The sequence below is a fragment of the Shewanella glacialipiscicola genome, assembly GCF_023283485.1.
Classification (GTDB): Bacteria; Pseudomonadota; Gammaproteobacteria; order Enterobacterales; family Shewanellaceae; genus Shewanella; species Shewanella glacialipiscicola.
This window is the reverse complement of the sequence record NZ_JAKILU010000006.1, coordinates 127,088-151,854: the sequence shown is the minus strand read 5'-3', so window position 1 is coordinate 151,854 and position 24,767 is coordinate 127,088. Positions and strand designations below refer to the sequence as shown.

The window sequence follows — 24,767 nt, the reverse complement described above, 5'->3', positions numbered from 1 at the left end:
AGGAGCTAGCCCAACTCCCTTTGTGATGTCCGCATGCGGTGAGCACAATCCAATGTTGACCTCGATCTCAACTCAGATATACTCACAAATTCTGAACAATTGTAAAAAATATAAAACAACTGTCGGCATAATGCCGTGTTAAAACGCGTGTCCAAAACTAAAGCTCAACACTCACTTTCAGCCATCAACTTCCAACAGTTAACTTTCAACATCAAGGAATGACTATGCCAGCAGAGCGTTGCGCCTCCTACTACAATGCCACCATTAACCAAGAGTCTGATTATCCTGAGCTAGAAAGTGACATTCGCGTCGATGTGGCTATTGTCGGTGGCGGGTTTACCGGTGTAGCAACGGCGTTGGAATTATCCGAGAAGGGCTACAAGGTGGCACTAATTGAAGCTAACAAAGTTGCGTGGGGGGCAACCGGACGCAACGGCGGGCAGGTGACGGGCAGTTTGTCCGGCGATGCGGCGATGACAAAACAACTGCGCCGCCATATTGGCAATGAAGCTGAAGATTATGTGTGGAATTTACGTTGGCGCGGTCATGACATTATTAAAAATCGGGTGGCCAAGTACGGTATCGATTGTGATTTAAAGTTTGGTCATATCCAAACCGCTTACCAGATACAGCACATGCACGAGCTTAAGGCTATGCACGATGAGGCGCAGCGCCGCGGCATGAGCGAGTTTATGACGCTGGTCTCAGCCGATGAAATGTCAGGCTATTTAGGCTCGCCTTTGTATCACGGCGGCTTAGTCAATCGGCGTAATATGCATGTGCACTCAGTCAATTTATGCCTTGGTGAAGCTCGCGCTGCCGCGGGTCTTGGGGCGTTAATTTTTGAAAACTCGCCCGTACTCGATATTGAAGAAGGCGATGTAGCTACAGTTATCACCGCAAAGGGAAAAGTGCACGCTAATAGCGTACTGATTGCTGGCAATGCCTATCACAAACTCGCGCGGCCTCAACTTCGCGGCATGTTATTTCCTGCTTCTTTGGGGAATTGTGCCACAGCCATTTTGCCCGATGATATCGCTTTGCAAATCAATCCGCAGGACTTAGCCGTGTACGATTGCCGCTTTGTATTGGACTATTATCGCCTTACCGCAGATAAACGGCTGATGTTTGGCGGCGGCACTAATTACAGCGGCCGCGATCCTAAAAACGTGGCGGTAGAGTTAAGGCCCGCGATTGAGCGTACCTTTCCGCAATTAAAGGGGGTTGATATTGAATTTGCGTGGGCGGGAATGGCGGGAATTGTGATTAACCGTATCCCACAGCTGGGTAAAGTGTCGCCTAATGTGTTTTATTGCCAAGGATATTCAGGGCATGGACTGGCGACATCGCACATTATGGCCGAGATCATGGCCAATGCGATCGACGGACAATTACGTGAATTTGATCTGTTTGCCGCCATGCGTCATATCCGCATACCGTTAAATGAATGGTTTGGTAATCAAGCTTTGGCGTTAGGTATGTTGTATTGCACTTTACGTGAAAACTGGCGCTAGTGTGCGCCGTTTTTAGCCGCGATGGTTAACCTTGACCATCGTCGCTGGAGCCTATTCAATCAGTTTTTCGGCAAGATAATCCACTAATACGCGGATCTTGGCCGACAGATGACGGTTTTGGGGATAAAGTGCCCAAATGCCTTCTTTAGCTTCGCGGTGACCGTCAAGCAAGGAAAGTAAATGCCCAGCTTGTATGTCTTGTTCAATATAGTAATCAGGTAATTGCACAATTCCTATGCCCTTTAGCGCCGCATCTCTTAGTGCGTAACCGCTGTTACAACTCAGACCACCGCGCACTTTTATATTGCGCTCACGGCCATTTTCGACAAAGCGCCAGTAATTATGATTCCCGATCAGGCAATTATGTTGATTGAGTTCAGATAACGTATGCGGTTGGCCGTACTTTTCCACGTAACTCGGTGAGGCGGCCACATAATGCGTGCGGCTGCTGAGTGGTTTTGCCATCAAGCTAGAATCGGCAAGTTTTCCAAGGCGAATAGCCAAATCGTAACCGCCTTCAACCAAGTCTAAGGTGCGGTTAGTTAAGTCGACATTAAACTCAACGCTGGGATATTGCACCATAAAATCATTAAGTAACGGCATGATGAATTTCTCGCCGTAGGCCACGGGCGCGGTGAGTTTAACTAAGCCTTGGGGTGAATCTTTTAAATTAGAAATAGCGCGCTCGGCTTCTTCAAGCCCAGTTTGTAACTGACGGCAATGGCGATAATAAATCGTGCCTTCTTCGGTTAGCGACACTTTGCGTGTGGTGCGGTAAAACAGTTTTGTGCCGAGACGATTTTCTAACGCACTGATTTGGCGGCTAACGTGGGCGGTGGAAATATTAAGCCGCTGGGCTGCGAGGGTGAAGCTTTCTGCCTCGGCCACTGCGACAAACTCAGAAATGCCATCCCATAAGTACATTGTTGTTACTCAGTAAAAATAAATTGCTTAAATAGTAGATTGTCTCTTGCTGAGAAACAAATACAATCATCATTATTCAATGGTCCCTATGATATGTTGGGAGCAGATTGAAACGGATGACAGCTATCATTTACTCATCTACTTATTCATTTATTGTTAATGTAACTTACTCAAATAACCTCTGAAGGACGGTAACCATGTCGAACGAAAAACCGCAGTTTATTAAGTCAAAGGCCGCCGTTGCTTGGGGACCAGGACAACCACTTAAAATTGAAGAAGTGGATGTGATGTTACCCAAAGCGGGCGAAGTGTTAGTACGCATTGTGGCTACTGGCGTGTGTCATACGGACGCGTTTACCCTGAGCGGTGACGATCCAGAAGGGGTATTTCCTGCCATTTTAGGCCATGAAGGTGGCGGTATTGTTGAGCAAGTGGGTGAGGGCGTGACGAGCGTGCAAGTGGGCGACCATGTGATCCCTCTTTATACGCCTGAGTGCGGCGAGTGTAAGTTTTGTTTATCGGGTAAAACTAACCTGTGTCAAAAGATTCGTGCGACCCAAGGCAAAGGTTTAATGCCCGATGGCACTACGCGTTTTTACCTTGATGGCAAGCCTATTTTCCATTATATGGGCTGCTCAACCTTCTCTGAATATACTGTTTTACCTGAAATTTCATTGGCTAAAGTCAATAAAAGTGCGCCATTAGAAGAAATTTGTCTGCTGGGTTGTGGCGTGACGACTGGTATGGGCGCTGTGATGAACACGGCTAAAGTAGAAGAAGGCGCTACCGTCGCTATTTTCGGTCTTGGCGGTATCGGTTTATCGGCCATTATTGGCGCCACTATGGCCAAAGCCAGCCGCATTATTGCCATCGATATCAACGAGTCTAAGTTCGAGTTGGCTAAAAAACTTGGTGCGACCGATTGTATCAACCCTAAATTATTCGATAAGCCTATCCAAGATGTCATTGTTGAGATGACCGATGGCGGTGTGGATTACTCCTTTGAGTGTATCGGCAACGTCAACGTGATGCGCAGCGCTTTAGAGTGTTGCCACAAGGGCTGGGGCGAGTCTGTGATCATCGGTGTTGCGGGTGCAGGTCAAGAGATTTCAACCCGTCCATTCCAGCTGGTAACCGGTCGAGTATGGCGCGGCTCCGCCTTTGGTGGCGTGAAAGGGCGTTCAGAGTTACCACACATTGTTGAGCGTTACTTAGCCGGTGAGTTTAAGCTCGATGACTTTATTACCCATACAATGGGACTAGAGCAAATCAATGAAGCGTTTGAGCTGATGCACGAAGGTAAGAGTATCCGCAGCGTGATCCATTTTGATAAATAAGCGGTTTTACACTTTAAACTGACGCTTCAGATTGATGTATTAAACGGACAGATAGAGTCAAATCTGTCTGTTGTTCAGCCATCTAAAGAGGCGATAAACTTTATGACGTTGAGTTTAAAAGGACTTGTATGACCATAGAAAATATCAGTTGTAATAAGAGTTTCGGCGGTTGGCATAAGCAATATCGCCATCAATCTCAGTCGCTAAATTGTGAAATGCGTTTTGCCATTTATCTGCCTCCAGAAGCGGTGAATAAACCTGTGCCTGTGTTGTATTGGCTTTCAGGCCTAACCTGCACCGATGAAAACTTTATGCAAAAAGCGGGTGCTCAGCGCATGGCGGCTGAGCTTGGGATGGCAATTGTGGCCCCCGATACCAGTCCTCGCGGGGACGATGTGCCTGATGCAACCGATAAAGCTTACGATTTAGGCCTAGGCGCGGGTTTTTACCTCAATGCGACAAAAGCGCCGTGGAATCATCATTACAAAATGTATGATTACATCGTCCACGAGTTGCCTGCTTTGATTGAAGCACATTTTCCCGTGACGACACAGCGAGCGATATCGGGTCATTCTATGGGTGGCCACGGTGCTTTGGTGATTGGGCTCAGTAACCCGCACCGATATAGCTCAATTTCGGCTTTTAGTCCGATTTCGAACCCGAGTAATGCACCTTGGGGCATTAAAGCCTTCAGTGAGTATTTAGGTGAAAATCGCGAGCATTGGCGTCAGTACGATGCCTGTGAATTGCTTAAACTCGCCATTAGCGAAGTGCCGGTATTGGTTGACCAAGGTGAAGCCGACAGCTTTTTAGACACCCAATTGATGCCACAGTCCTTGGTGGATATCGCGCAAGCTAAGGGCTACCCCTTAGATGTACGGATGCAGGCGGGCTACGATCACAGCTATTACTTTATTGCGAGCTTTATTGAGGAACATCTTAAATTCCATAGCTTGTACTTTAAGCCGGAAATCGGTGTTACATAGTCGGTATCTATGAGTGAAAACAAAAATGCCGCGACTTTATTAGTTGCGGCATTTTTTATGGTGCGATTTAAGCGATTAGCGAGATGATATTAACACTCAACAATGTTGACCGCTAAGCCGCCTTTAGCGGTTTCTTTGTACTTGCTGCGCATATCTCTACCGGTTTCCATCATCGTTTTGATCACTTTATCCAGTGAAACCTTATGATGACCATCGCCGCGTAACGCTAAACGAGAGGCGTTGATCGCTTTAATTGCGCCCATAGCATTACGCTCAATACAAGGCACTTGCACTAGGCCGCCAACGGGATCACAGGTTAAACCTAAGTTATGTTCCATACCAATTTCTGCTGCGTTTTCAACGTGCTCAACCGTGCCGCCCATGATTTCTGTCAGTGCGCCAGCGGCCATTGAACAGGCCACGCCGACTTCACCTTGGCAACCCACTTCAGCGCCCGAAATAGAAGCGTTTTTCTTGTACAAAATACCAATCGCAGCGGCTGTTAATAGATAACGTGCACACACATCGATATCTACTGCTTGTACAAAAGTATCGTAATAACATAATACGGCTGGAATAATTCCCGCTGCACCGTTTGTTGGTGCTGTCACGACGCGATCACCGGCTGCATTCTGCTCGTTAACAGAAAGAGCAAATAAATCCACCCAATCCATTGCCGTTAACGGGTCAACATTGTTACGGCCTTCGGCTTTTAAACGACGATAAAGTGCAGGGGCGCGGCGACGCAGCTTTAAGCCACCAGGTAAAATACCTTCTTTTTGATAACCGCGTTCGATGCAGGTTTTCATGGTTTGCCAAATATTCCACAGCTTGGCTTTCACTTCGTCTTCGCTGGCTAAGCTCTGCTCGTTTGCCATCATCAAAGATGAAATGCTGAGGCCTTGTTGGCCACACAGTTCGAGCAGTTGCGCTGCACTATCAAACTCAAACGGCGCAGCTTGAATCGGTGATGCAGGTGAAGCATTGCGTTGGCTAATTTCATCTTCGTCTAAGATAAATCCGCCACCGACAGAATAATAAGTTCGTTCGTAAACACATTCACCTTGGCTATAAGCGTATAGGGTCATGGCGTTGGCATGTGCGGGCAGCGATTTACGTCTGTGATAGATAATGCCATGTTCACGGGTAAATTTAACGATTTTACCGCCACTGAGTGTTAGCGTTTCATTTTTTGATGCACTGTCTAAAATGCCATCAATGCTTTCGGTATCGACAAATTCAGGATCTTCGCCCATTAATCCTAAAATAACGGCTTTACCTGTGCCGTGGCCTTTACCCGTTTGGCCAAGAGAGCCAAACAGTTCAGCTCTTAATTCGTCAACTTGGCTATCCAGACCTGAGTCTGTAAGACGCTGCATAAAAATTTTGCCCGCTTTCATTGGGCCAACAGTGTGTGAGCTCGATGGACCGATGCCAATCTTGAACATGTCAAATACGCTAATCATGATAGAAGTCCTGTTGTGTCTTGATGATTATTTTAGTTTGAGTGTATGGGATTGCTCGCGCTATAAATTGAAGCGGGTTAATCTTCTGCAAACACTCTGGTCTATTGAGGCACTCTTTCATGCAAGATGTGCCTGTGTAATACTCTACTATCAGTATCCCATAGATCAGTGTGACAATTCACATTAGTTTTTTTAATTCGTTATAGTTCGCATAAGCTGAACTTAACTGGGAACGTATTCCCGAGCTATTTTTGAGTGAGAATACCGGTTTTTAAGGCGCTACAAGGGTAGGTGCTTCGCTTTTTTGAGCTTTTTTGTGAGCGTAGACTACTTATAACGTGAGTGGCTATTTTTTGAGTATAAATGAATATTATTAGGGAAAAATATGAGTTATTTAATGTTAGATCTACTCGCATTGGACGTAAGTGAAGCAGAATCTGAGATGTTACGTCATCCACAGGTTGGCGGTTTAATTTTATTTTCTCGTAATTTTTCGAGCCGCGATCAACTGTGTCGCCTCGTACAACAGATACGTCAAATTCGTCCTGAGATACTGATAGCGGTCGATCACGAGGGGGGCCGTGTGCAACGTTTTCGCGATGGCTTTACCCTCATTCCTACCATGGGTGACATTTTACCCGCGGCGAAGGGCGATATGGTACTGGCAAAACGTTGGGTCTGTGAACTCGGCTTTTTAATGGCGATTGAATTATTGGCCTGTGATATCGACTTAAGTTTTGCGCCAGTATTAGACTTAAACGGCGTTAGCCAAGTGATAGGCAAACGCAGCTTTAGCCCAGAGCCTGCCGAGGTGATTGCCCTGGCAGAAAGCTTTATTGAAGGAATGGCGGCTGCGGGAATGGGCGCAGTGGGTAAACATTTCCCTGGACACGGCAGTGTAGTGGCGGATTCTCACTACGAGAAACCTATTGATGAGCGTGATGCCGATGCTATTTTTGCAAAAGATATTTTGCCGTTTAAAGAGCTGATCGCAAAAGATAAATTATTAGGCGTTATGCCAGCACATGTGGTTTACCCTAAGGTCGACCCAAACTCTGCGGGTTTTTCGCAATACTGGTTAAAACAAGTGCTGCGTAAAGAGCTCGGGTTTAACGGGGTGATTTTCTCCGATGATTTAGGCATGCAAGGTGCTGGGTTTGCCGGCGATTACCGTGCAAGGGCCAGCGCCGCCTTAGCTGCAGGCTGCGATATGATTTTGGTGTGTAATGATAATGCTGGCGTAATGTCGCTTCTGGATGGCTTTAGCTGGCCTGCAAACGCGCCGCAATATCCTGCAAGATTGCTCAAACCTAATACCGCACAAACTGCAGCGGCACTGGCTAATACGGCTCGCTGGGAAAATGCCAAACAACTTGCGGAGCAAATTTGTTTAGCTCAACAAGTAAAAGTTTGATGTAGCGCAAGGTATGAGATCATTCTTTTGCTAGGGTTAGTCAATTCACGTTATTAAAAACGATTAAAAGGCCTGATATGATTTTCTATCTTCATGGATTTGATGCAACGAGCCCAGGTAATCACGAAAAAATGCGTCAGTTGCAGTTTATTGACTCTGATGTACGTTTGGTCAGTTACAGTACTTTGCATCCAAAGAACGATATGCAGCATTTGCTTAAGGAAGTGGCCAAGCAAATGAAACATAGCGATGATCCAGCCCCTTTAATGGTCGGAGTGGGGTTAGGTGCCTATTGGGCTGAGCGCATTGGTTTTTTAACGGGGCTAAAATCGGTGTTGATCAACCCTAATTTGCATCCAGAAATTACCATGCAAGGCTGTATCGATCGCCCTGAGGAATATACTGATATTGCGAGTAAATGTGTGTCTGGGTTTAGATTGAAAAACCGTCATCAAGCCATGTGCATTTTGTCGATGCACGATGAGGTCACCGATAACACTCTGTCTGCAAATGAATTGAGTCCCTATTATTCGATTGAGTGGGATACTGTTCAGCCGCATAAGTTCTCACAATTAGCTGCGCACTTACCCAAAATTAGCCAATTTAAAACCGCATAATAATAGTTTTTGTAATGTATTGGGTTTCGCTCGCCACGTGCGAAACCCAATAACTCCCTTCAATAACTCCCTTCAACAACTCTCCAGCAATGCCTTCGGGTTATTTATTCCAGTTCCTGTACGCCGCCACCTGACACGGTAAGTATTTGACCACTGATCCAACTTGCTGCTGGAGAAGATAAAAATAAGGCCGCATTGGCCATATCTTGCGGCTCACCTAATCGGTGGATTGGGGTTTTCTTTAGCATATGTTGTTCAATTTCAGCGGTGAGTACCGATTCTAATGCGGCCGTGCGGGTAGCACCGGGGGCGATGCCGTTCACGCGAATATTTTTGTGGCCAAGATCAAAGGCAATATTGCGGATTAAATGGTTGGTCGCAGCTTTGGACGATGCGTAGGAGGCCATATGTTCATTTTTATTTTCTCCTGCCATTGAGGTAATCCCTAAGATGGATCCTCCGCCCGCTTTTTCCATTGCTGGTGCGGCAATTTGAGCGAGGCGGAACAAAGAAAACACATTCAAATCAAATGCACGACGGAAATCGGCCATTGGCATATCAAATGGCTTTGGCCCACCGCCACCGGCATTACTCACTAAAATAGTAAGCTTACCAAACTCGCTAATGGTTTGTGCCACGAGGCGAGTGAGATCATCTTCCTGAGTGATATCACAGTCAATTGCAACCGCTTTACCTCCTTTTGCAATAATGGCTTGCGCTACGACATTTGCCGTCTCTTGTTTTAGATCGCTGACCATAACGGCAGCGCCCGCTGCTGCAAAGGTTTCTGCTATCGCGCGGCCAATGCCAGCGCCGGCGCCCGTAATGACGGCAACGTTTCCATTGAGTGTAAAGTCTTTAGGGTTATACATGTTTATCTCCTTAGAGGATGAAGCCAAATCAAAATGGTTAAGTACTAAATTGATGAGTTTGGTGACCATTTATTAACAGGTGATTGGGCGTGTTGCCAATCTAAGCTTAAGAGAAATATTGTGGCGTCTCTTGAGTATACAGAGTGCGGCATGACGAACACTATAGAAAGGTAATAGGGCAATTTTCAGTAAAAAGTATGATATTGATTTAAATGAATCGTTTATTTTTCAAAAACTTGAAAATAATTATCTTTTGTGTAGAGTTGCGTATCTGAACAACTTGTAACAAAGTAATACAGCTTGTTCAATCTATTTATCTATTGAATGGATATCCCTTTGCGTATGTCGCCCGACACAGCTAACAGCAGTCTAGTTAGCTGTTTTTTTACTGCTAATTTAATCACCTCTACTACAAGCCCCTCGATTAACACTGATCTTTGCATTCATTTTTAATACGATGGATATAATTCGATTAGTTTAATATTTTTAGTTTAATCCAAGGCAAGGTTTCGAAAACAGTATGGATGGTGCGGAGTGGCGATATTGCGGTTAATCACTTAATGCACTATTGGTGGTGAGGCGTTTGCCCTATTTAGAGACATTAATCGTGACGGTACAAGAAGGCGAAACTGATGATATTTATCTTCTCGACTTATCGATCGTACCGTCTTAAGTTAACCGCACTGTTTTTATCATGAGTTTTCAGAATAAAAACAGTGTTTTAACTTGGTTTTTGCTGGTATTTACTCGTTCAGTATTGCCCAACCGTTTGGATAGATTCGGTATTTTGAGGTTGTTGCTGGGCACTGGGCTGCGCCATTTTACGCACTTGGATCACCATGCCCATTTCGGGATGATCTAAATAATGGATTTCTTCACTCTTCACGCGGCGATTTTGCTCTAAAGGAATCGACATTAAAAACGGCGTCATCACTTTGGGCGTTGTGAGTGCTACGCTGGTATCTGCTCCATCACTTGGCACGACGGGCATGAGTTTTCGGCCTTCTTTGCGTAAATTCAACGCAGTTTCAATATATAAATAATGGCTTAAGTAGATATTTAGTGTGCCATCTAATTCCCATACCGGTGATACCACAGATGAAGACAATGGTATTCCTCCAGTACTGAGCGTTGACGCGCTCTGATTTTGTTTAACTATTTTTCGGCCATCAAAGTGGTAAGTGTTGGAAAAGTCTTTACCGGCAAATAATCGTATTGGTGTTGAACCGCTTTTACCGCTCATAGGTTGTTGCCAAGTCATGTGTAGTAAACTGCGTGTGCCTCGCTCACGAGATATGCTGCTAATAATGCTGGCAAATTGGCCTTGGCTACGTGTGAGTAATACTGGATTACCGTTGGCACTAGTATAACGTGGCTCTGGGCTACTGATTTCTGACGGAATGATTGACGGATAGCGATATTGCACAGTGGCGCGCGCATTATCTGTCGCGCCGTTTAAGGTTTCAGCGCAGTGGCTGTTCGCATCGGCGTCAAATACCAAAGTGCAAGGTGTCGATGCGCTTGTGCTCGGCGTGACCGCTTGTGCGACGACGGGTGAAATTAAATCTATTGCGTTGTCGGTTTTAGTCTTGAGAGGCGCATTGGGCCATTGTTCAGTTGACTGACTTTGGCGTTCAAACACATAGACCTCAACCTCAAACCAAGCTTGTGCTTGGGCGACTTGAGTGTGTGATAGCGCAATGAGTGTAGCGATAGAGACCGCGAGTTTACGTAACACTATTTATCTCCAAGACGATGTTGTGATAATTGTTCAAGCAAAAGTTTCACTAAAGCGAGGCGGTCTTTACTGGTTTCGGCCGCAAAGCTGAACTTTAACTTATTCGGTCCTTCCATTCGATAGATTTGTGGCTGGCTTTGGAGTAATCCAATAATAAACATCGGGTCGATGACATGATCATCACTAAATTCGATGCTACCGCCTTTGCTGTGCACTTCGATTTTAGTGGCCCCTAAGCGAGTCGCCTCATGTTTGTAGAGGGTCATTTCCATTAAGTTGCGTGTAGGTTCCGGCAATAAGCCAAAACGGTCAATTAATTCAACTTTTAACTCATCTAGCGCCGCCTGTGTTTCGCAACCCGCAATACGCTTATAAAGCGATAGGCGAATATTAACATCGCTTACATAGGCTTCGGGTAATAGGGCGGGGATACGCAGTTCAATCTCGCATTGCTGATTCAGCATTTGCGCTAGCGATGGCTCTTTACCTTGTTTTAAGGCCTTGACTGCCGCTTCGAGCATTTCCATGTACAAGCTAAAGCCAATTTTAGAAATATGGCCACTTTGTTCATCACCTAAGAGTTCACCTGCGCCGCGGATCTCTAAATCTTGGGTCGCCAGCATAAAACCTGCGCCAAGATCTTCAAGTGCACCAATCGCTTCTAAACGTTTACGTGCATCTGGCGTGATACGTTTTGGGTGCGGCGTCATCAAATAAGCATAGGCTTGGTGGTGCGAGCGCCCGACGCGGCCACGTAATTGATGCAACTGCGCCAGACCGAACATATCGGCGCGTTCAATAATAATGGTGTTGGCACTCGGGACGTCGATACCAGTTTCGATAATAGTGGTACAAACTAATACGTTGAATCTTTGATGATAAAAGTCGGACATCACCCGTTCAAGATCGCGCTCACGCATTTGACCGTGGGCGACGACGACTCGCGCTTCGGGCAGTAAATCGATAATGCCTTGGGCACATGCTTCGATACTTTCAACATTATTGTGCAGGTAATACACTTGGCCGCCACGGAGAATCTCCCGCAAAATGGCCTCGCGCACAGTCGCAGGATCTGATTCTCGCACAAAGGTTTTTACCGCTAACCGTTTGGCGGGTGGGGTAGCGATAATCGATAAATCGCGCATGCCCGACATAGCCATGTTTAAGGTACGCGGAATGGGCGTTGCAGTGAGCGTTAAGATATCCACGTTAGCACGTAGCGCCTTGATTTTCTCTTTTTGGCGCACACCAAATCGATGTTCTTCGTCGATAATCAACAGGCCTAAGTTTTCAAACTTGGCCTCAGATTGCAATAACTTATGGGTACCGATAACGATATCCACTTTGCCTTCTTCCAATTGCTGTAGCACTTGAGTTTGCTCTTTGGCGGTTCGAAAGCGTGACATCACTTCGGTGACTACTGGCCAGTCGGCAAATCTGTCTTTAAAGTTTTCATAGTGCTGCTGTGCAAGCAATGTGGTCGGAACCAGCACCACCACTTGTTTGCCAGCATTGACGGCCACAAATGCGGCGCGCATGGCGACTTCTGTTTTACCAAAGCCCACATCGCCGCAGACTAATCGGTCCATTGCGGTCGGTGATTGCATATCGGCTAACACCGCTATAATAGCGCTTTCTTGGTCGACGGTTTCTTCAAAGGGGAAACCGCGAGCGAATTGGGCGTATTCTTCTTCGTCAATCGCGCAGCTTTCGCCAGGGCGCGCTTGGCGACGAGCATAGACATCGAGAAGCTCGGCCGCAACGTCGCGAATTTTTTCAATGGCTTTTTTCTTGGCTTTAGCCCAAGTCTCGTTGCCGAGTTTATTTAAGTGGGCGTCTTCGTCGGCGCCAACACTGTAGCGGCTGATAAGATGTAATGAAGACACTGGCACATAGAGCTTATCGCCACCGGCATATTCGAGTTGTAGGTATTCAGCTACTAATCCACCCGTGTCTAAGGTAACTAAGCCTTTATATAGCGCCACGCCGTGCTCTAAATGCACTATGGGCTGGCCGACTTTGAGTTCGGCTAAGTTTTTAATCAGGGCATCGTTGCTAATTTGTCGCTGTTTTTCACGGCGGCGTTGCTGAGAAATACGATGGCCAAATAGCTCAGTTTCACAAATGATACTGATGCTTTCTTTGGCGCTGATCTGCAGCAAACAACCGCGGGATAGCGGCGACACGATAAGGCCTAACTTGGCATCACTTTGAATAAATTCATCAAAATGGTTAAACAGCGCAGGTTTTAACTGAATTTTAGCGAGCAATTCAAGTAGCGCTTCGCGGCGACCTTCGGACTCAGCGCTAAACAACATGCGCTTGGCGCTACTGGCATAATCTTGCAGCGCGAGCAGTGGTTGCTTTAATTTATGGTTGGCGCTGATATCGGGCAGGGTACTGGCAGCAATAATCGCCGCTTTGCTTGTGACAGGGCTATCGGCCGTAGGCACTTGCATTTGGTAACGTGACAGCGGTTTAAAGGCGGCAAATAACTCTTCGATGAGTAAATACAGCTCTTTAGGCGCAAGTAATGGCCGCAGTGGATCAACGCGTCTGTCTTGATAGCGATGCTCGACTTCTTGTAAATGCGCGCGCGCCGACTTTTCAATATCACCTAAGGTGACTAATTGTGTGTCCTTGGGCAAATAATCAAATAAGGTGGCGGTGTCATCAAAAAATAGTGGCAGGTAGTTTTCAATCCCTGCGGGCATTAAATTGCGGCTGACTAACTGATAAACCGATTCAGGTTCTTTAACGATAACCTCAAAACGGCGACGGTATCGTTGCCTAAAACCTTCTATGGCTGCGCTGTCGGTGGGGAATTCCTTGGCGGGTAATAACCGAATAGAGTCGACCGGTTGCAATGAACGTTGGGTTTCTGGGTCAAAACGGCGAATAGTTTCGACTTCTTCGTCGAATAACTCGATACGCAGTGGCATATTCATGCCCGTGGGGAAGATATCCAGAATCGAACCGCGAATAGCAAACTCACCGTGTTCATAGACTTGCTCAACCGCATGGTAGCCCGTGTCGGTTAAATGCTGGCGCACATCGTGTAATTTGTAGTTGTCGCCCTTCTTCAGCACAAACACATTGGCACTTAAATAGGCCTTAGGAGGTAGGCGCATCATTAAGGTCGTAACCGGAACGATAACGATATTTTGCTCAATCTGAGATAGCTGCGCCAGTGTTTCAAGTCGTTGGGAAATTAAATCCTGATGGGGCGAAAAGCTGTCGTAGGGCAGGGTTTCTCGGTCGGGAAATAATCTGACCTTAATCCCTGTTTTACTGAGTAAATAACTCAGCTCTAGCTCTAAGGTTAAGGCGCTTGGCGTATCACTGGTGACAACCAGAGTCGTCCCCTTATGTTGACGCGCTAAACTGGCGAGTGTAACGGCTTGGCAAACCCCGCCCACAGTGGACAAGGTTTGAATTTGAGTGCCAGTTTTAACGGCTGGCGGCGCTAGGGCTGATATGTGAGTCATTGGCGTACGATAAACTGATTCATTCACAAAAAGTTGCTGACATTGTAGAGACTTGAGGGCGTAGGTGCCAGTGAAAAGTCAACGGCTATTAACGCTCGTCTCGGGAGAGTTTACGTAATTTGAGCTGTTTCTGTTGTACATTAAGGCTGGCTTTGACTAACTGTTCGACATCGGCTTCGAGAATTTGACTGAACTCAACATCGGTTTGCCATTGTGCATCACAGGGCTTGGCAGCAGACTCAGCGTTGATGTTATGCTCATTATTCTGTGATTGAGCGGCGGTGATGGGCTGAGTGGCAACAACTTTACCAAAGCACAAAATAGCCACTAATTCGTCATGAATAAATAGGGTGATTTTATAATGGGTGCCAATGGTCAAGGCTGATGGCGTGAATAATCGCAAGCCGCTACCACCGAACTGACTGCCAATGCATTTTTCACCCTCTTGGGTTTCTTTTTCTAATACATGTTGTAGTACTAAATCGACTTTGCGTGATTGTAGCTTTAAAAAGTCCACCACGGCTTTTGCGTCGTTGTCTAAATGACGCAGTTGTAGCAGGCAGTTAGCCTCGAGCGTTTTAACTTCACTTAATAGCTGAATACCCAAGGATTGCATTGATCTTAATGTCATTTCTGAGGGTAATGGCTGGGAATTAGGCCATTGGCTTAAATAGGCTGTGAAGTGGTGAGGCACACTAAAATACGGATTGGGGTCAGTGAACAAGTCTTGCCTCTTTATTTATAGGACCAATACCCCTATTATCGTGCCCATCTTCATGATTTAGCAAGTTCAGCACACAGGACGTAACCCTCTTTCAATGAATCCAGGATTTCCTTTCTATATTGGTTACCGCTATTGGCGGGCCAGAAAAGCGAACGCGTTCGCGTCGTTCATTACTTTATTTGCCGTTTCGGGCATTTTTTTAGGTGTTGCCGCGCTTATTGTTGTGAGCTCTGTGATGAATGGTCTTGAAGGCCAACTGAAGCAACGCATCTTAGGGGCCGTGCCGCAATTAACTATTTATAGCGAAGTTCCCTTAGTCGATTGGACTGAGCAGGCGAGTGCGCTTAAAGCTTTGCCGGGCGTACTAGGCGTAACGCCGAGCGTGTCGACTCAGGCCATGGTGCAATCGGCAGCGAATATTCGCGCTGTACAAATTTATGGTGTGTTTCCCGAATTAGCACAAGAACTATCTTCTGTTGCCCAGCACACTTACTCAGGTGCTTTTGAACAGCTAAAAAGTGGCGATTACAAGGTGATTTTAGGCGCTGAACTGGCAAGACAACTCAAAGTCGCACCGGGTGATACGATACGGCTATTGAGTGGTGATGGTGTGGTGTATTCGCCCTTGGGACCGGTGCCGAGCCAACGTAAGTTTTTAGTATCGGGTATTTTTGAAATGGGATCGCAGGTCGATGCGGGCGTGGCGTATATCCATTATCAAGATGCGAAACGCCTAATGCGTCAACCCAGTGATGCCATCGATCAATTAAGGCTCTATTTGGTCGATCCCTTTAGCGCGCCAGCTTTAGCGCCTAAAGTACAGGATGTTATTGCTAAACAAGGCGTTAAGGCAACAACCAGTGACTGGCGCGATACCTATGGCCACTTGTTTGGCGCGGTCAAAATGGAAAAAAATATGATGTCGCTCATGCTGAGCCTGATTGTGGCAGTCGCGGCTTTTAATATTGTTTCAGCGTTAGTGATGATGGTGGTGGATAAAACTACCGATGTGGCGGTACTGAAAACCCAAGGTGTGACCACGCCTGCCGTGATGGGCATTTTTGTGGTGCAAGGCACGCTCAATGCCGTACTTGGTTTAGTGCTCGGGCTAGCAGTCGGCATACTCATTACCTTGAATCTGAATGGGATTATGACGACCTTAGGGATTTCAATTTTAGGTGTAGGGCAGAGCTTGCCAGTGAAACTGGAGTTTATGCAGTTGTTTGTGATTGTGATAGGCACCTTGTTGGTGACCTTATTAGCCACTTTATATCCCGCGCTGCGGGCAGCCAATGTGCAACCAGCAACCGCGCTGAGATACGAGTAAATACGCAAATGTTGATGAGTCATATTCACTTATAGATATTAACCTAAGTGATATATTGGGTAATATATGAATGATTACATGCATTTATTTGATGAAATAAATTGATGCCAAGACCTGTTTAAGAGAGAACTTTAATGCAAGACGTGTTACTGCAAGTGCAGAGTGTCAGTAAGAGTTACCATGATGGCGCCGTGACCACACAAGTTTTGTCCAATGTCGATTTGCAAGTTTTTAAGGGTGAGCAGTTGGCAATTGTCGGTAGCTCAGGCTCAGGTAAAAGTACGCTGCTGCATATTATGGGCACGTTGGATGAGCCAACCGCCGGTAAAGTGTTGCTGTTAGGCGAAGATTTATATCAAGTATCGAGTGCGCGCCAAGCACAAATCCGTAATCAGGATTTAGGTTTTATCTATCAGTTCCACCATTTATTACCTGAATTTACCGCGTTAGAAAACGTAGCAATGCCAGCGTTTATTCAAGGGAAAGATCGTAAGCAAGCACTTGCCGATGCTAAAGCCTTACTGGAGCGCGTTGGGCTGGGGCATCGCCTGACGCACATTCCTGCCGAGTTATCGGGCGGCGAACGTCAACGAGTGGCTATTGCAAGAGCCTTGATTAATAAACCTAAGTTAGTGTTGGCGGATGAACCAACGGGTAACTTAGATGCCAATAGTGGCGATGCGGTGTATGAGCTTATCCGTGAGCTGGCCGATCAGTTGGGAACGGCCTTTGTGGTGGTGACTCACGATCATAAATTAGCTGCCCGTATGGATCGCCAACTGATGATGAAAAATGGCTTCCTGCAATTAGCGGCGGAAACCCAAGTATGAACGGCCCGTTAGCCTTATCCATTGGTTGGCGTTTTTATCGCGCTCGCCAAGCCAACAGTTTTATCAGCTTTATTTCCTTCGCATCGACTGCGGGTATCGCTTTAGGTGTGGCGGTATTGATCATAGTTCTGTCGGCGATGAATGGTTTTGAGCGCGAATTAGAGCAAAGATTACTTGGCGTCGTACCGCAGGCGGATATTATTGGTGTGAATGAGCCCATTACTAACTGGCAAGATGTGGCTAAAGGCGCGCTACAGATTGAGGGTATTCGCGGCGCGGCGCCCTTTATCCGCATGCAAGGTTTAGTGCAAAAGCCTGGTGGGTTTCAAGGTTTAGCCGTGGTGGGGATCTTTCCGAAAGAGGAAATGAAGGTTTCAACCCTGTCACAATTTATGAGCGATACCAGCTGGCAGAGTCTGAGCCAAGATGACAATAATATTGTGCTTGGCCAGAGTTTATTGACTAAATTAGGGCTTGAGATTGGCGATACGCTGGCTTTGTATGTGCAGGATATGGATCCAGAAACTGCAGGCAGTTTACGTGCGGCCAAAAGCCATCGTTTTGTAGTGTCTGGTACCTATCATCTTGGCGGCGAGCTTGAACTGACCACGGCTTATATTCCACTGCAGTACGCGGCGCAAATTTTGAATCTGCAGAACGGCGTAACAGGTGTACGTATTAGCGTTGATAAGGTATTTGATGCGCCAGAAAAAGTGCGCGAACTGGGTTATGCGCAAAAACAGTCTGTTTATATCAGTGATTGGACCCGCACCCAAGGGCATTTGTATCAGGATATTCAGTTAGTTCGCACTGTAATGTACTTAGTGTTAGTGCTCGTGATTGGTGTGGCCTGCTTTAATATCGTGTCTACCTTAGTGATGGCGGTGCGTGATAAAGCCTCCGAGATTGCGATTTTGATGACGATGGGTTTAAGCCGTATTGCTGTGATGGGTATTTTTATGGTGCAGGGCGCCTTAAATGGTCTGCTTGGTTGCGGTCTTGGCGGCATTATCGGTATTAGCGTGGCGCTAAATTTAAGTGCGATTGCCAGCACGATTGAACGGTTATTGGGTATTCAACTACTATCAGCCGATGTGTACTTTGTCGACTTTTTGCCGTCAGAGTTACATAGCTCTGATGCGGTATTAGTCATTGCGATGGCATTTATAATGAGTTTAATCGCGACGCTTTATCCTGCTTGGAAGGCGAGTCAAATTGCGCCAGCACAAGCATTAGCGGGTAGATAACGTATTTAAGATAATGTTCGCTCTGTTCGCGGACGAGTGCAGAATTGAGTGCACACTCTTTTAGAGTGTAATCGTTAGTGTGTAATCAAAGTGCTGATTTGCGCTAATGTACTTATCATCGGCACAGATAATGATTTAGCGTTATGATTTAGCATTAAAACAATAGAAACAAAAAGGCCAGTGAGCGCTCTTAGAAGAGACTGCCACTGGCCTTTTTCGTGTTTAATCTGTGTATCTATGCGATATCTAAAGTTAAGCGTTGATAGAGATTAACGCTTTAAACCTTCGTTCAATAATGGACGCATGATTTTAACTAATTCTGTGGTCACTTTAGGTGAACCTGCCACGATATTGCCAGAAACCATATAGTTATGGTTGCCAGTAAAATCAGTCACAGTACCGCCAGCTTCTCGGCAAATAAGATCGCCAGCTGCGATGTCCCATGGCTTTAAGCCAATTTCGAAGAAACCATCTAAACGACCGGCGGCAACATAGGCTAAATCTAATGCGGCAGAACCTGCGCGACGTAAGTCTGCACATTGGCCGAAGACTTCGCCGAAAATAGCAATATAGGTTTCAGTGTGTTGACGAGCCTTGAATGGAAAGCCTGTACCAATCATGGTAGAGGTAAGTTCATTCACGTTAGTCACACGCAGACGGAAATCATTGAGTTTTGCGCCTTTACCACGGACTGCGGTAAAGAGTTCTTCGCGAACGGGATCGTAAACAACCGCAACTTCAGTTTTACCTTTGTGTTGCAGAGCGATAGAAATCGCGAAGTGGGGAATGCCTCTAACAAAGTTGTTAGTGCCATCCAGAGGGTCAACTATCCAAACATAGTCGTTATTACTACCACGGTTTTCGCCTTTCTCTTCACCCACAATAGTGTGATCAGGATAAGATTTACGAATTTGGTAAGTAATTGTCGCTTCTGCTTCCTTGTCTACACTGGTAACAAAATCGTTGATACCTTTTGAACTCACTTCAATACGATCAAGTTCGGTATAGGCGCGCATAATATTTTGGCCGGCCGCGCGGGCAGCGCGTACAGCAATCGTCAGCATCGGATGCATTGCAATCCCCTGGATGTTAAAGAACGTTAAATAGCGGGCGGCATTATACTCGATTTGATAGTTATATCAAATACCGATTTTCATATAAGCATTCGGCAATGGCTGTGATAATATTCGTCCCCAACGTTTTATGAATTAAATTAAGTTATTCCATGCTAAGTAATATTCGAGTGGTTTTAGTGGGGACATCGCACCCCGGCAATATTGGTTCCACTGCCAGAGCGATGAAGACTATGGGTTTGTCTAATTTGTATCTTGCCGAACCGCGTGTTGAACCTGATGGGCATTCCATCGCCTTAGCCGCGGGTGCATCGGATATTCTTAAACACCTTGTAAAAGTCGATTCACTCGCTGAAGCGATAGCCGATTGCAGCTTAGTTATTGCAACCAGCGCGCGCAGCCGCACCTTAGATTGGCCGATGTTAGAGCCAAGAGAAGCGGGCGTAAAGTTAGCCACCGAGGCACTTAACGGCCCTGTTGCTATTGTGTTTGGCCGTGAAAACCACGGGTTAAGCAATGAAGAATTGCAACAATGCACTTATCATGTAGCTATTCCGGCCAATCCTGAATACAGCTCGCTCAATTTGGCGCAAGCGGTACAAATTATTTGTTATGAAACCCGCGTTGCCCATCTGGCACAAAAAGAAGTGATAGAGGAGGAGCCAACAGAGTATCCGCTGGCCGCCGATCAGGAACGTTTTTTTGCCCACCTTGAATCGACCTTACTAGCGACTGGATTTATCATCAAGAATCATCCTGGACAAGTGATGATGAAACTGCGTCGTTTATTTAGTCGCGCACGGATTGAGAGCCCTGAAATGAATATCCTTAGGGGTATTTTGACGTCAATTGAGAAAGTGACCGATTCTAAAGATAAATAGCCAGATCCTAATCATCAATAATTACCGTACAGAATGACCGCAAAGGATAAATAATGGGCGTGATAGCTAGGCTAAAAGAAGACATTGAATCTATATATCACCGTGATCCTGCGGCGCGCAGCGCCTTTGAGATCTTGGTTAACTATCCAGGCATGCATGCTATTTGGTTGCATCGGATAAGCCATAAGCTTTGGAAGCGCGATTGGCGTTTAACGGCACGTTGTTTATCGACTTTTTCCCGTTGGCTAACCGGGGTTGAAATTCATCCTGGCGCAACCATAGGGCGTCGATTTTTTATCGACCATGGCATGGGCGTAGTAATTGGTGAAACCGCTGAAATTGGCGATGATTGCACACTTTATCATGGTGTTACGCTTGGCGGCACTACATGGCAAGCCGGTAAGCGTCACCCAACGTTAGCGAATAATGTGGTGGTCGGTGCGGGGGCAAAAATCCTCGGTCCTATTACGATGCATGATGGTGCTCGTGTCGGTTCTAACTCCGTTGTCGTGAAAGATGTGCCTAAAGATACTACGGTTGTGGGCATTCCTGGGCGCGTGGTGGCAACACCGTCAGCGCAATCGAAAGAGAAAACCGAACGTCGCAGCGCAATGGCAAAAAAATACGGCTTTGATGCTTATGCGGTATCACCGGATAACCCTGATCCGGTTGCCAATGCGATAGGACAGATGCTGGATCACATGCATCTAATGGACTCGAAAGTACAAGAGTTGTGTCAAGCCATTCAAGGACTGGGTGGCAATGTTTGCACAGAAAAGTTGCCTGAGCTTGATATGGGTGAGTTCAATGATGCTGAAAAAGTCGCCACAGACAAGCGCGATGAGTTTGATCCCAGTGTTTAAAGCGAGATGACAGCGTTTATGATTGATGTCAATACAGCTATCAAACTCATGCTTGGCTAGGATTTCGCTAAGATTCTACTCAGTTTTAGCGAGTGTTTGACTAGATTTTGGCTAACGTCCTGCTCAGTTTCGATAACTTGCTTCTCCTTCTAAACGCTTTTATTCGTTGTGGATATCGTGCTAGATGTCGATAAATTGCTTTTTCAGCATTGAATCTTAGAGCGGAAAAAGGTTAAATACCCCACCAAGATGAAAGGGTATTGATGCACTCTTAATACCTGAGTGTTTTAGTAGGTTTAATACTTGACTGATTTACTCGGGTATGTTGAAATAAAGCATACTTGTTTGAAATGAAGCATACCTTTTCGGGAGCTATGATAGTAGTTATGAAACTGACATCAAAAGGTCGTTATGCAGTAACCGCTATGCTAGATGTGGCAATCCACTCAGCATCGGGACCCGTTCCCTTAGCGGATATCTCTGAAAGACAAGGCATTTCGCTTTCCTATCTTGAACAACTCTTTGCTAAGCTAAGAAAACATGGCTTAGTGGCCAGTGTACGAGGACCCGGCGGTGGATATCGCTTAGGCTTAGAAGCCAATGATATTTCTGTCGGCATGGTTGTCCATGCTGTAGATGAGTCAGTTGATGCGACTCGTTGCCAAGGACTGGGTAATTGTCAGAGTGGAACTCGCTGCTTAACCCATTCACTTTGGGGCGATTTAAGCAAACAAATTTCAGATTTTTTAGATGGTATCAGTCTTGCTGGCTTGATGCAGAAGCGAGATGTGCAATTTATCTCTCTTAAGCAAGACACTATACAAAAGGAACAAAGAGTCAGTTTGTAATGACGATTTGTTATATATAAAAATAATTTTTGTACGTTGTATGTAGCCTCTACCAGAGACTGCTCAGTACGGAGTGTGTTATGAAGCTTCCTATCTATTTAGATTATGCCGCCACCACGCCTGTTGATCCAAGAGTCGCGGAAAAGATGTTCCAATGTATGACAATGGACGGCATTTTTGGTAATCCCGCCTCACGTTCGCACCGTTACGGCTGGCAAGCTGAAGAAGCGGTAGATATTGCTCGCAATCAAATTGCTGAGTTAATTAACGCTGATCACCGTGAAATTGTGTTTACTTCTGGCGCGACTGAATCTAACAACTTAGCGATTAAAGGTGTGGCTCATTTCTATAACAAGAAAGGCAAGCACATCATTACCAGCAAGACTGAACATAAAGCGGTGCTCGATACCTGCCGTCAATTAGAGCGCGAAGGTTTTGAAGTCACTTACTTAGAGCCAGCACCAAACGGCATCATTCCAATGGAACGTTTAGAAGCGGCAATGCGTGATGACACTATTCTTGTCAGCATTATGCATGTGAACAATGAAATCGGCGTGATCCACGATATCGATGCCATCGGTGAGTTATGCCGTTCAAAAGGCATTATCTTCCATATGGATGCGGCGCAAAGTGCGGGCAAACTACCTATCGATGTGCAAGCCACTAAAGTGGATTTGATCTCAATTTCTGGCCATAAAATGTATGGCCCTAAAGGAATTGGCGCGCTCTATGTTCGTCGTAAGCCACGTATTCGCTTAGAAGCGCAAATGCACGGTGGTGGTCATGAACGTGGTATGCGTAGCGGTACGTTACCAACGCATCAAATCGTCGGTTTAGGTGAAGCGGCTGCAATCGCAAAAGCGGAAATGGCCTCTGATGACGCCCGTATCGGTGCATTACGTGACAAATTATGGAATGGCATTAAGCACATCGAAGAAACCTATATCAACGGTGACTTGACTCAACGCCATTGCGGTAGCCTCAACGTCAGCTTCAACTATGTTGAAGGTGAATCGTTAATGATGGCCCTTAAAGATTTAGCGGTTTCATCGGGGTCGGCTTGTACTTCAGCCAGCTTAGAGCCTAGCTACGTATTACGTGCACTTGGTTTAAACGATGAAATGGCACATAGCTCAATTCGTTTCTCACTCGGCCGTTTCACAACGGAAGAAGAAATTGATCACGCTATCGAAGTTATTACTCAATCTATTGATAAATTAAGAGAAATGTCTCCTTTGTGGGAAATGTTCAAAGATGGAATCGATCTGAACCAAGTTCAGTGGGCACATCATTAATTCTGGCTTTTACAATAGATAATTTTGGAGCAGTACCATGGCTTACAGTGAAAAAGTGATAGATCATTATGAGAACCCACGTAACGTTGGTTCTTTCGATAAAAACGATCCTTCGGTCGTAACCGGTATGGTAGGCGCGCCTGCTTGCGGTGACGTGATGAAACTTCAGTTGAAAATCGGTGCCGATGGCATTATTCAAGATGCTAAGTTCAAAACCTACGGTTGTGGTAGCGCAATTGCATCTAGCTCACTGGTGACTGAGTGGGTTAAAGGCAAAACTATCGAACAAGCAGCGGCGATTAAAAATACTGATATCGCTGAGGAATTAGCACTGCCACCCGTAAAAATCCACTGTTCAATTTTGGCGGAAGATGCCATTAAAGCAGCTATCGACGAGTATAAATCGAAACAAGCTAAGTAACATCTGGAGTTAAGATGGCGATTACAATGACCCCAGCGGCAGCCGATCGTGTCAGATCTTTCTTAGTTAACCGAGGCAAAGGTGTAGGCCTGCGTCTCGGCTTAAGAACATCAGGCTGTTCAGGTATGGCATATGTACTTGAGTTCGTTGATTCTTTGAATGATGACGATGAAGTTTTTGATATCGAAGGTGTGAAAATCATTATTGATGCTAAGAGCCTGATTTATCTTCAAGGGATTGAGCTGGATTTTGTTAAAGAAGGGCTGAACGAAGGCTTTCAATTTAACAACCCTAACGCAAAAGGTGAGTGTGGTTGCGGTGAAAGTTTCACTGTTTAACTGCTAAAGTTAACGCATGAATTATTTCGAGTTATTTAAATTCTCTCCTGCCTTCGATATTGATACCGCCTTACTTGCAGAACGCTATCGCGAACTGCAACGGGCGGTTCATCCCGATAAGTTTGCTAATGATACTGATCAGCAAAAATTGCTGTCAGTACAACGCACTGCGCAAGTCAATGATGGTTTTCAAACCTTAAAAGATCCTATTCGCCGTGCCGAGCACATGTTGTCCCTTCGCGGCATTGAATTAAGCCATGAAACCACCACGGTGAAAGATACGGCCTTTTTAATGCAGCAGATGGAATGGCGTGAAGCGTTAGAAGACATACGCGACAGTGCCGATCCTCAAGCCAGCATCGATGAGTTATATCAATCTTTTGCACAGTACCGCGCGCAACTGACTCAGCAATTGACACAATTGTTAAGCAGCGAGCAGCCTGAAGATGCATTGTTAGCGGCGGATCAAGTTCGCAAACTTAAATTTATGGCAAAATTACACGGTGAATTAACTAGAGTTGAAGACGCGCTGTTAGATTAATTTTACGTGTTTACGTTATCTTG

At 45.9% G+C, this 24,767-nt stretch carries 22 protein-coding genes; 15 read left to right on the top strand and 7 right to left on the bottom strand.

Translation table 11 applies throughout. The features are described from left to right. Positions 1–224: 224 nt before the first annotated feature. A complete protein-coding gene (locus tag L2717_RS07435; RefSeq protein ID WP_220774542.1) occupies positions 225–1,514 on the top strand; it encodes an NAD(P)/FAD-dependent oxidoreductase in 1,290 nt (429 codons plus the stop codon). Between the two features lie 51 nt (positions 1,515–1,565). Here L2717_RS07435 and L2717_RS07430 read toward each other — a convergent pair whose 3' ends face one another. After that, a complete protein-coding gene (locus L2717_RS07430; RefSeq protein ID WP_220774543.1) occupies positions 1,566–2,438 on the bottom strand; it encodes a LysR family transcriptional regulator in 873 nt (290 codons plus the stop codon). A gap of 197 nt (positions 2,439–2,635) precedes the next feature. Here L2717_RS07430 and L2717_RS07425 point away from each other — a divergent pair, with 197 nt between their 5' ends. Together L2717_RS07425 and fghA are read left to right on the top strand one after the other, a co-directional pair. Beyond that, on the top strand, positions 2,636–3,775 hold the full coding sequence (locus tag L2717_RS07425) for an S-(hydroxymethyl)glutathione dehydrogenase/class III alcohol dehydrogenase (RefSeq protein ID WP_076500287.1): 1,140 nt from the start codon (positions 2,636–2,638) through the stop codon (positions 3,773–3,775). Between the two features lie 128 nt (positions 3,776–3,903). Next, entirely contained in the window at positions 3,904–4,761 is an 858-nt protein-coding gene (gene fghA / locus L2717_RS07420) for an S-formylglutathione hydrolase (RefSeq protein WP_220774544.1), read from the top strand. Positions 4,762–4,850: 89 nt separating this feature from the next. Here fghA and L2717_RS07415 read toward each other — a convergent pair whose 3' ends face one another. Beyond that, positions 4,851–6,227 carry an L-serine ammonia-lyase gene (locus L2717_RS07415; RefSeq protein WP_220774545.1) on the bottom strand — a complete coding sequence of 459 codons (1,377 nt, stop codon included), beginning with the start codon at positions 6,225–6,227 and terminating at the stop codon, positions 4,851–4,853. Positions 6,228–6,612: 385 nt separating this feature from the next. Here L2717_RS07415 and nagZ point away from each other — a divergent pair, with 385 nt between their 5' ends. Then, positions 6,613–7,641: a beta-N-acetylhexosaminidase gene (nagZ, locus tag L2717_RS07410; protein WP_220774546.1), complete on the top strand. Its 1,029-nt coding sequence runs from the start codon at positions 6,613–6,615 to the stop codon at positions 7,639–7,641. A 77-nt stretch (positions 7,642–7,718) separates the two neighbouring features. Further along, the gene (gene ycfP / locus L2717_RS07405) at positions 7,719–8,258 is read left to right on the top strand and encodes an alpha/beta hydrolase YcfP (protein WP_220774547.1); all 540 of its coding nucleotides are present in this window, start codon (positions 7,719–7,721) and stop codon (positions 8,256–8,258) included. Between the two features lie 104 nt (positions 8,259–8,362). Here ycfP and hdhA read toward each other — a convergent pair whose 3' ends face one another. From hdhA to L2717_RS07385, 4 genes are all read right to left on the bottom strand, one after another. Next, positions 8,363–9,130 carry a 7-alpha-hydroxysteroid dehydrogenase gene (hdhA, locus tag L2717_RS07400; RefSeq protein ID WP_220774548.1) on the bottom strand — a complete coding sequence of 256 codons (768 nt, stop codon included), beginning with the start codon at positions 9,128–9,130 and terminating at the stop codon, positions 8,363–8,365. A gap of 751 nt (positions 9,131–9,881) precedes the next feature. Then, entirely contained in the window at positions 9,882–10,868 is a 987-nt protein-coding gene (locus L2717_RS07395) for a peptidoglycan binding protein CsiV (RefSeq protein ID WP_220773527.1), read from the bottom strand. Further along, positions 10,868–14,356 carry a transcription-repair coupling factor gene (mfd, locus tag L2717_RS07390; RefSeq protein ID WP_220773528.1) on the bottom strand — a complete coding sequence of 1,163 codons (3,489 nt, stop codon included), beginning with the start codon at positions 14,354–14,356 and terminating at the stop codon, positions 10,868–10,870. The genes L2717_RS07395 and mfd overlap by 1 nt, the downstream gene beginning before the upstream one ends. An 88-nt stretch (positions 14,357–14,444) precedes the next feature. Continuing rightward, entirely contained in the window at positions 14,445–15,080 is a 636-nt protein-coding gene (locus L2717_RS07385; RefSeq protein ID WP_220773526.1) for a hypothetical protein, read from the bottom strand. A 94-nt stretch (positions 15,081–15,174) separates the two neighbouring features. Between L2717_RS07385 and L2717_RS07380 the strand changes: the two genes are divergently transcribed. From L2717_RS07380 to lolE, 3 genes are all read left to right on the top strand, one after another. Continuing rightward, entirely contained in the window at positions 15,175–16,407 is a 1,233-nt protein-coding gene (locus tag L2717_RS07380; protein ID WP_220773525.1) for a lipoprotein-releasing ABC transporter permease subunit, read from the top strand. Positions 16,408–16,541: 134 nt separating this feature from the next. Beyond that, the gene (lolD, locus tag L2717_RS07375) at positions 16,542–17,237 is read left to right on the top strand and encodes a lipoprotein-releasing ABC transporter ATP-binding protein LolD (RefSeq protein WP_107882794.1); all 696 of its coding nucleotides are present in this window, start codon (positions 16,542–16,544) and stop codon (positions 17,235–17,237) included. Continuing rightward, positions 17,234–18,484 carry a lipoprotein-releasing ABC transporter permease subunit LolE gene (lolE, locus tag L2717_RS07370; RefSeq protein WP_220773524.1) on the top strand — a complete coding sequence of 417 codons (1,251 nt, stop codon included), beginning with the start codon at positions 17,234–17,236 and terminating at the stop codon, positions 18,482–18,484. Before lolD ends, lolE begins: the two co-directional genes overlap by 4 nt. A gap of 269 nt (positions 18,485–18,753) precedes the next feature. On the opposite strand, the gene suhB is transcribed toward lolE, so the two are convergent. Continuing rightward, positions 18,754–19,557: an inositol-1-monophosphatase gene (gene suhB, locus L2717_RS07365; RefSeq protein ID WP_220773523.1), complete on the bottom strand. Its 804-nt coding sequence runs from the start codon at positions 19,555–19,557 to the stop codon at positions 18,754–18,756. 152 nt (positions 19,558–19,709) lie between these two features. Between suhB and trmJ the strand changes: the two genes are divergently transcribed. The 7 genes from trmJ (at position 19,710) to hscB (ending at position 24,744) form a co-directional block, all read left to right on the top strand. Continuing rightward, entirely contained in the window at positions 19,710–20,438 is a 729-nt protein-coding gene (trmJ, locus tag L2717_RS07360; RefSeq protein WP_220773522.1) for a tRNA (cytosine(32)/uridine(32)-2'-O)-methyltransferase TrmJ, read from the top strand. Between the two features lie 53 nt (positions 20,439–20,491). Next, on the top strand, positions 20,492–21,301 hold the full coding sequence (cysE, locus tag L2717_RS07355) for a serine O-acetyltransferase (RefSeq protein WP_220773521.1): 810 nt from the start codon (positions 20,492–20,494) through the stop codon (positions 21,299–21,301). 386 nt (positions 21,302–21,687) lie between these two features. Continuing rightward, positions 21,688–22,149, top strand: coding sequence for a Fe-S cluster assembly transcriptional regulator IscR (gene iscR, locus L2717_RS07350; RefSeq protein ID WP_220773520.1), 462 nt, complete (start codon positions 21,688–21,690; stop codon positions 22,147–22,149). An 80-nt stretch (positions 22,150–22,229) separates the two neighbouring features. After that, positions 22,230–23,444 carry an IscS subfamily cysteine desulfurase gene (locus L2717_RS07345; protein ID WP_220773519.1) on the top strand — a complete coding sequence of 405 codons (1,215 nt, stop codon included), beginning with the start codon at positions 22,230–22,232 and terminating at the stop codon, positions 23,442–23,444. 37 nt (positions 23,445–23,481) lie between these two features. Next, a complete protein-coding gene (iscU, locus tag L2717_RS07340; RefSeq protein WP_006081856.1) occupies positions 23,482–23,865 on the top strand; it encodes a Fe-S cluster assembly scaffold IscU in 384 nt (127 codons plus the stop codon). 14 nt (positions 23,866–23,879) lie between these two features. After that, positions 23,880–24,203, top strand: a complete 324-nt coding sequence (iscA, locus tag L2717_RS07335) for an iron-sulfur cluster assembly protein IscA (protein WP_076500311.1) — start codon at positions 23,880–23,882, stop codon at positions 24,201–24,203. A gap of 16 nt (positions 24,204–24,219) precedes the next feature. Beyond that, complete coding sequence (gene hscB / locus L2717_RS07330) at positions 24,220–24,744, top strand: co-chaperone HscB (RefSeq protein ID WP_220773518.1); 525 nt, start codon at positions 24,220–24,222, stop codon at positions 24,742–24,744. Positions 24,745–24,767 lie beyond the last annotated feature (23 nt).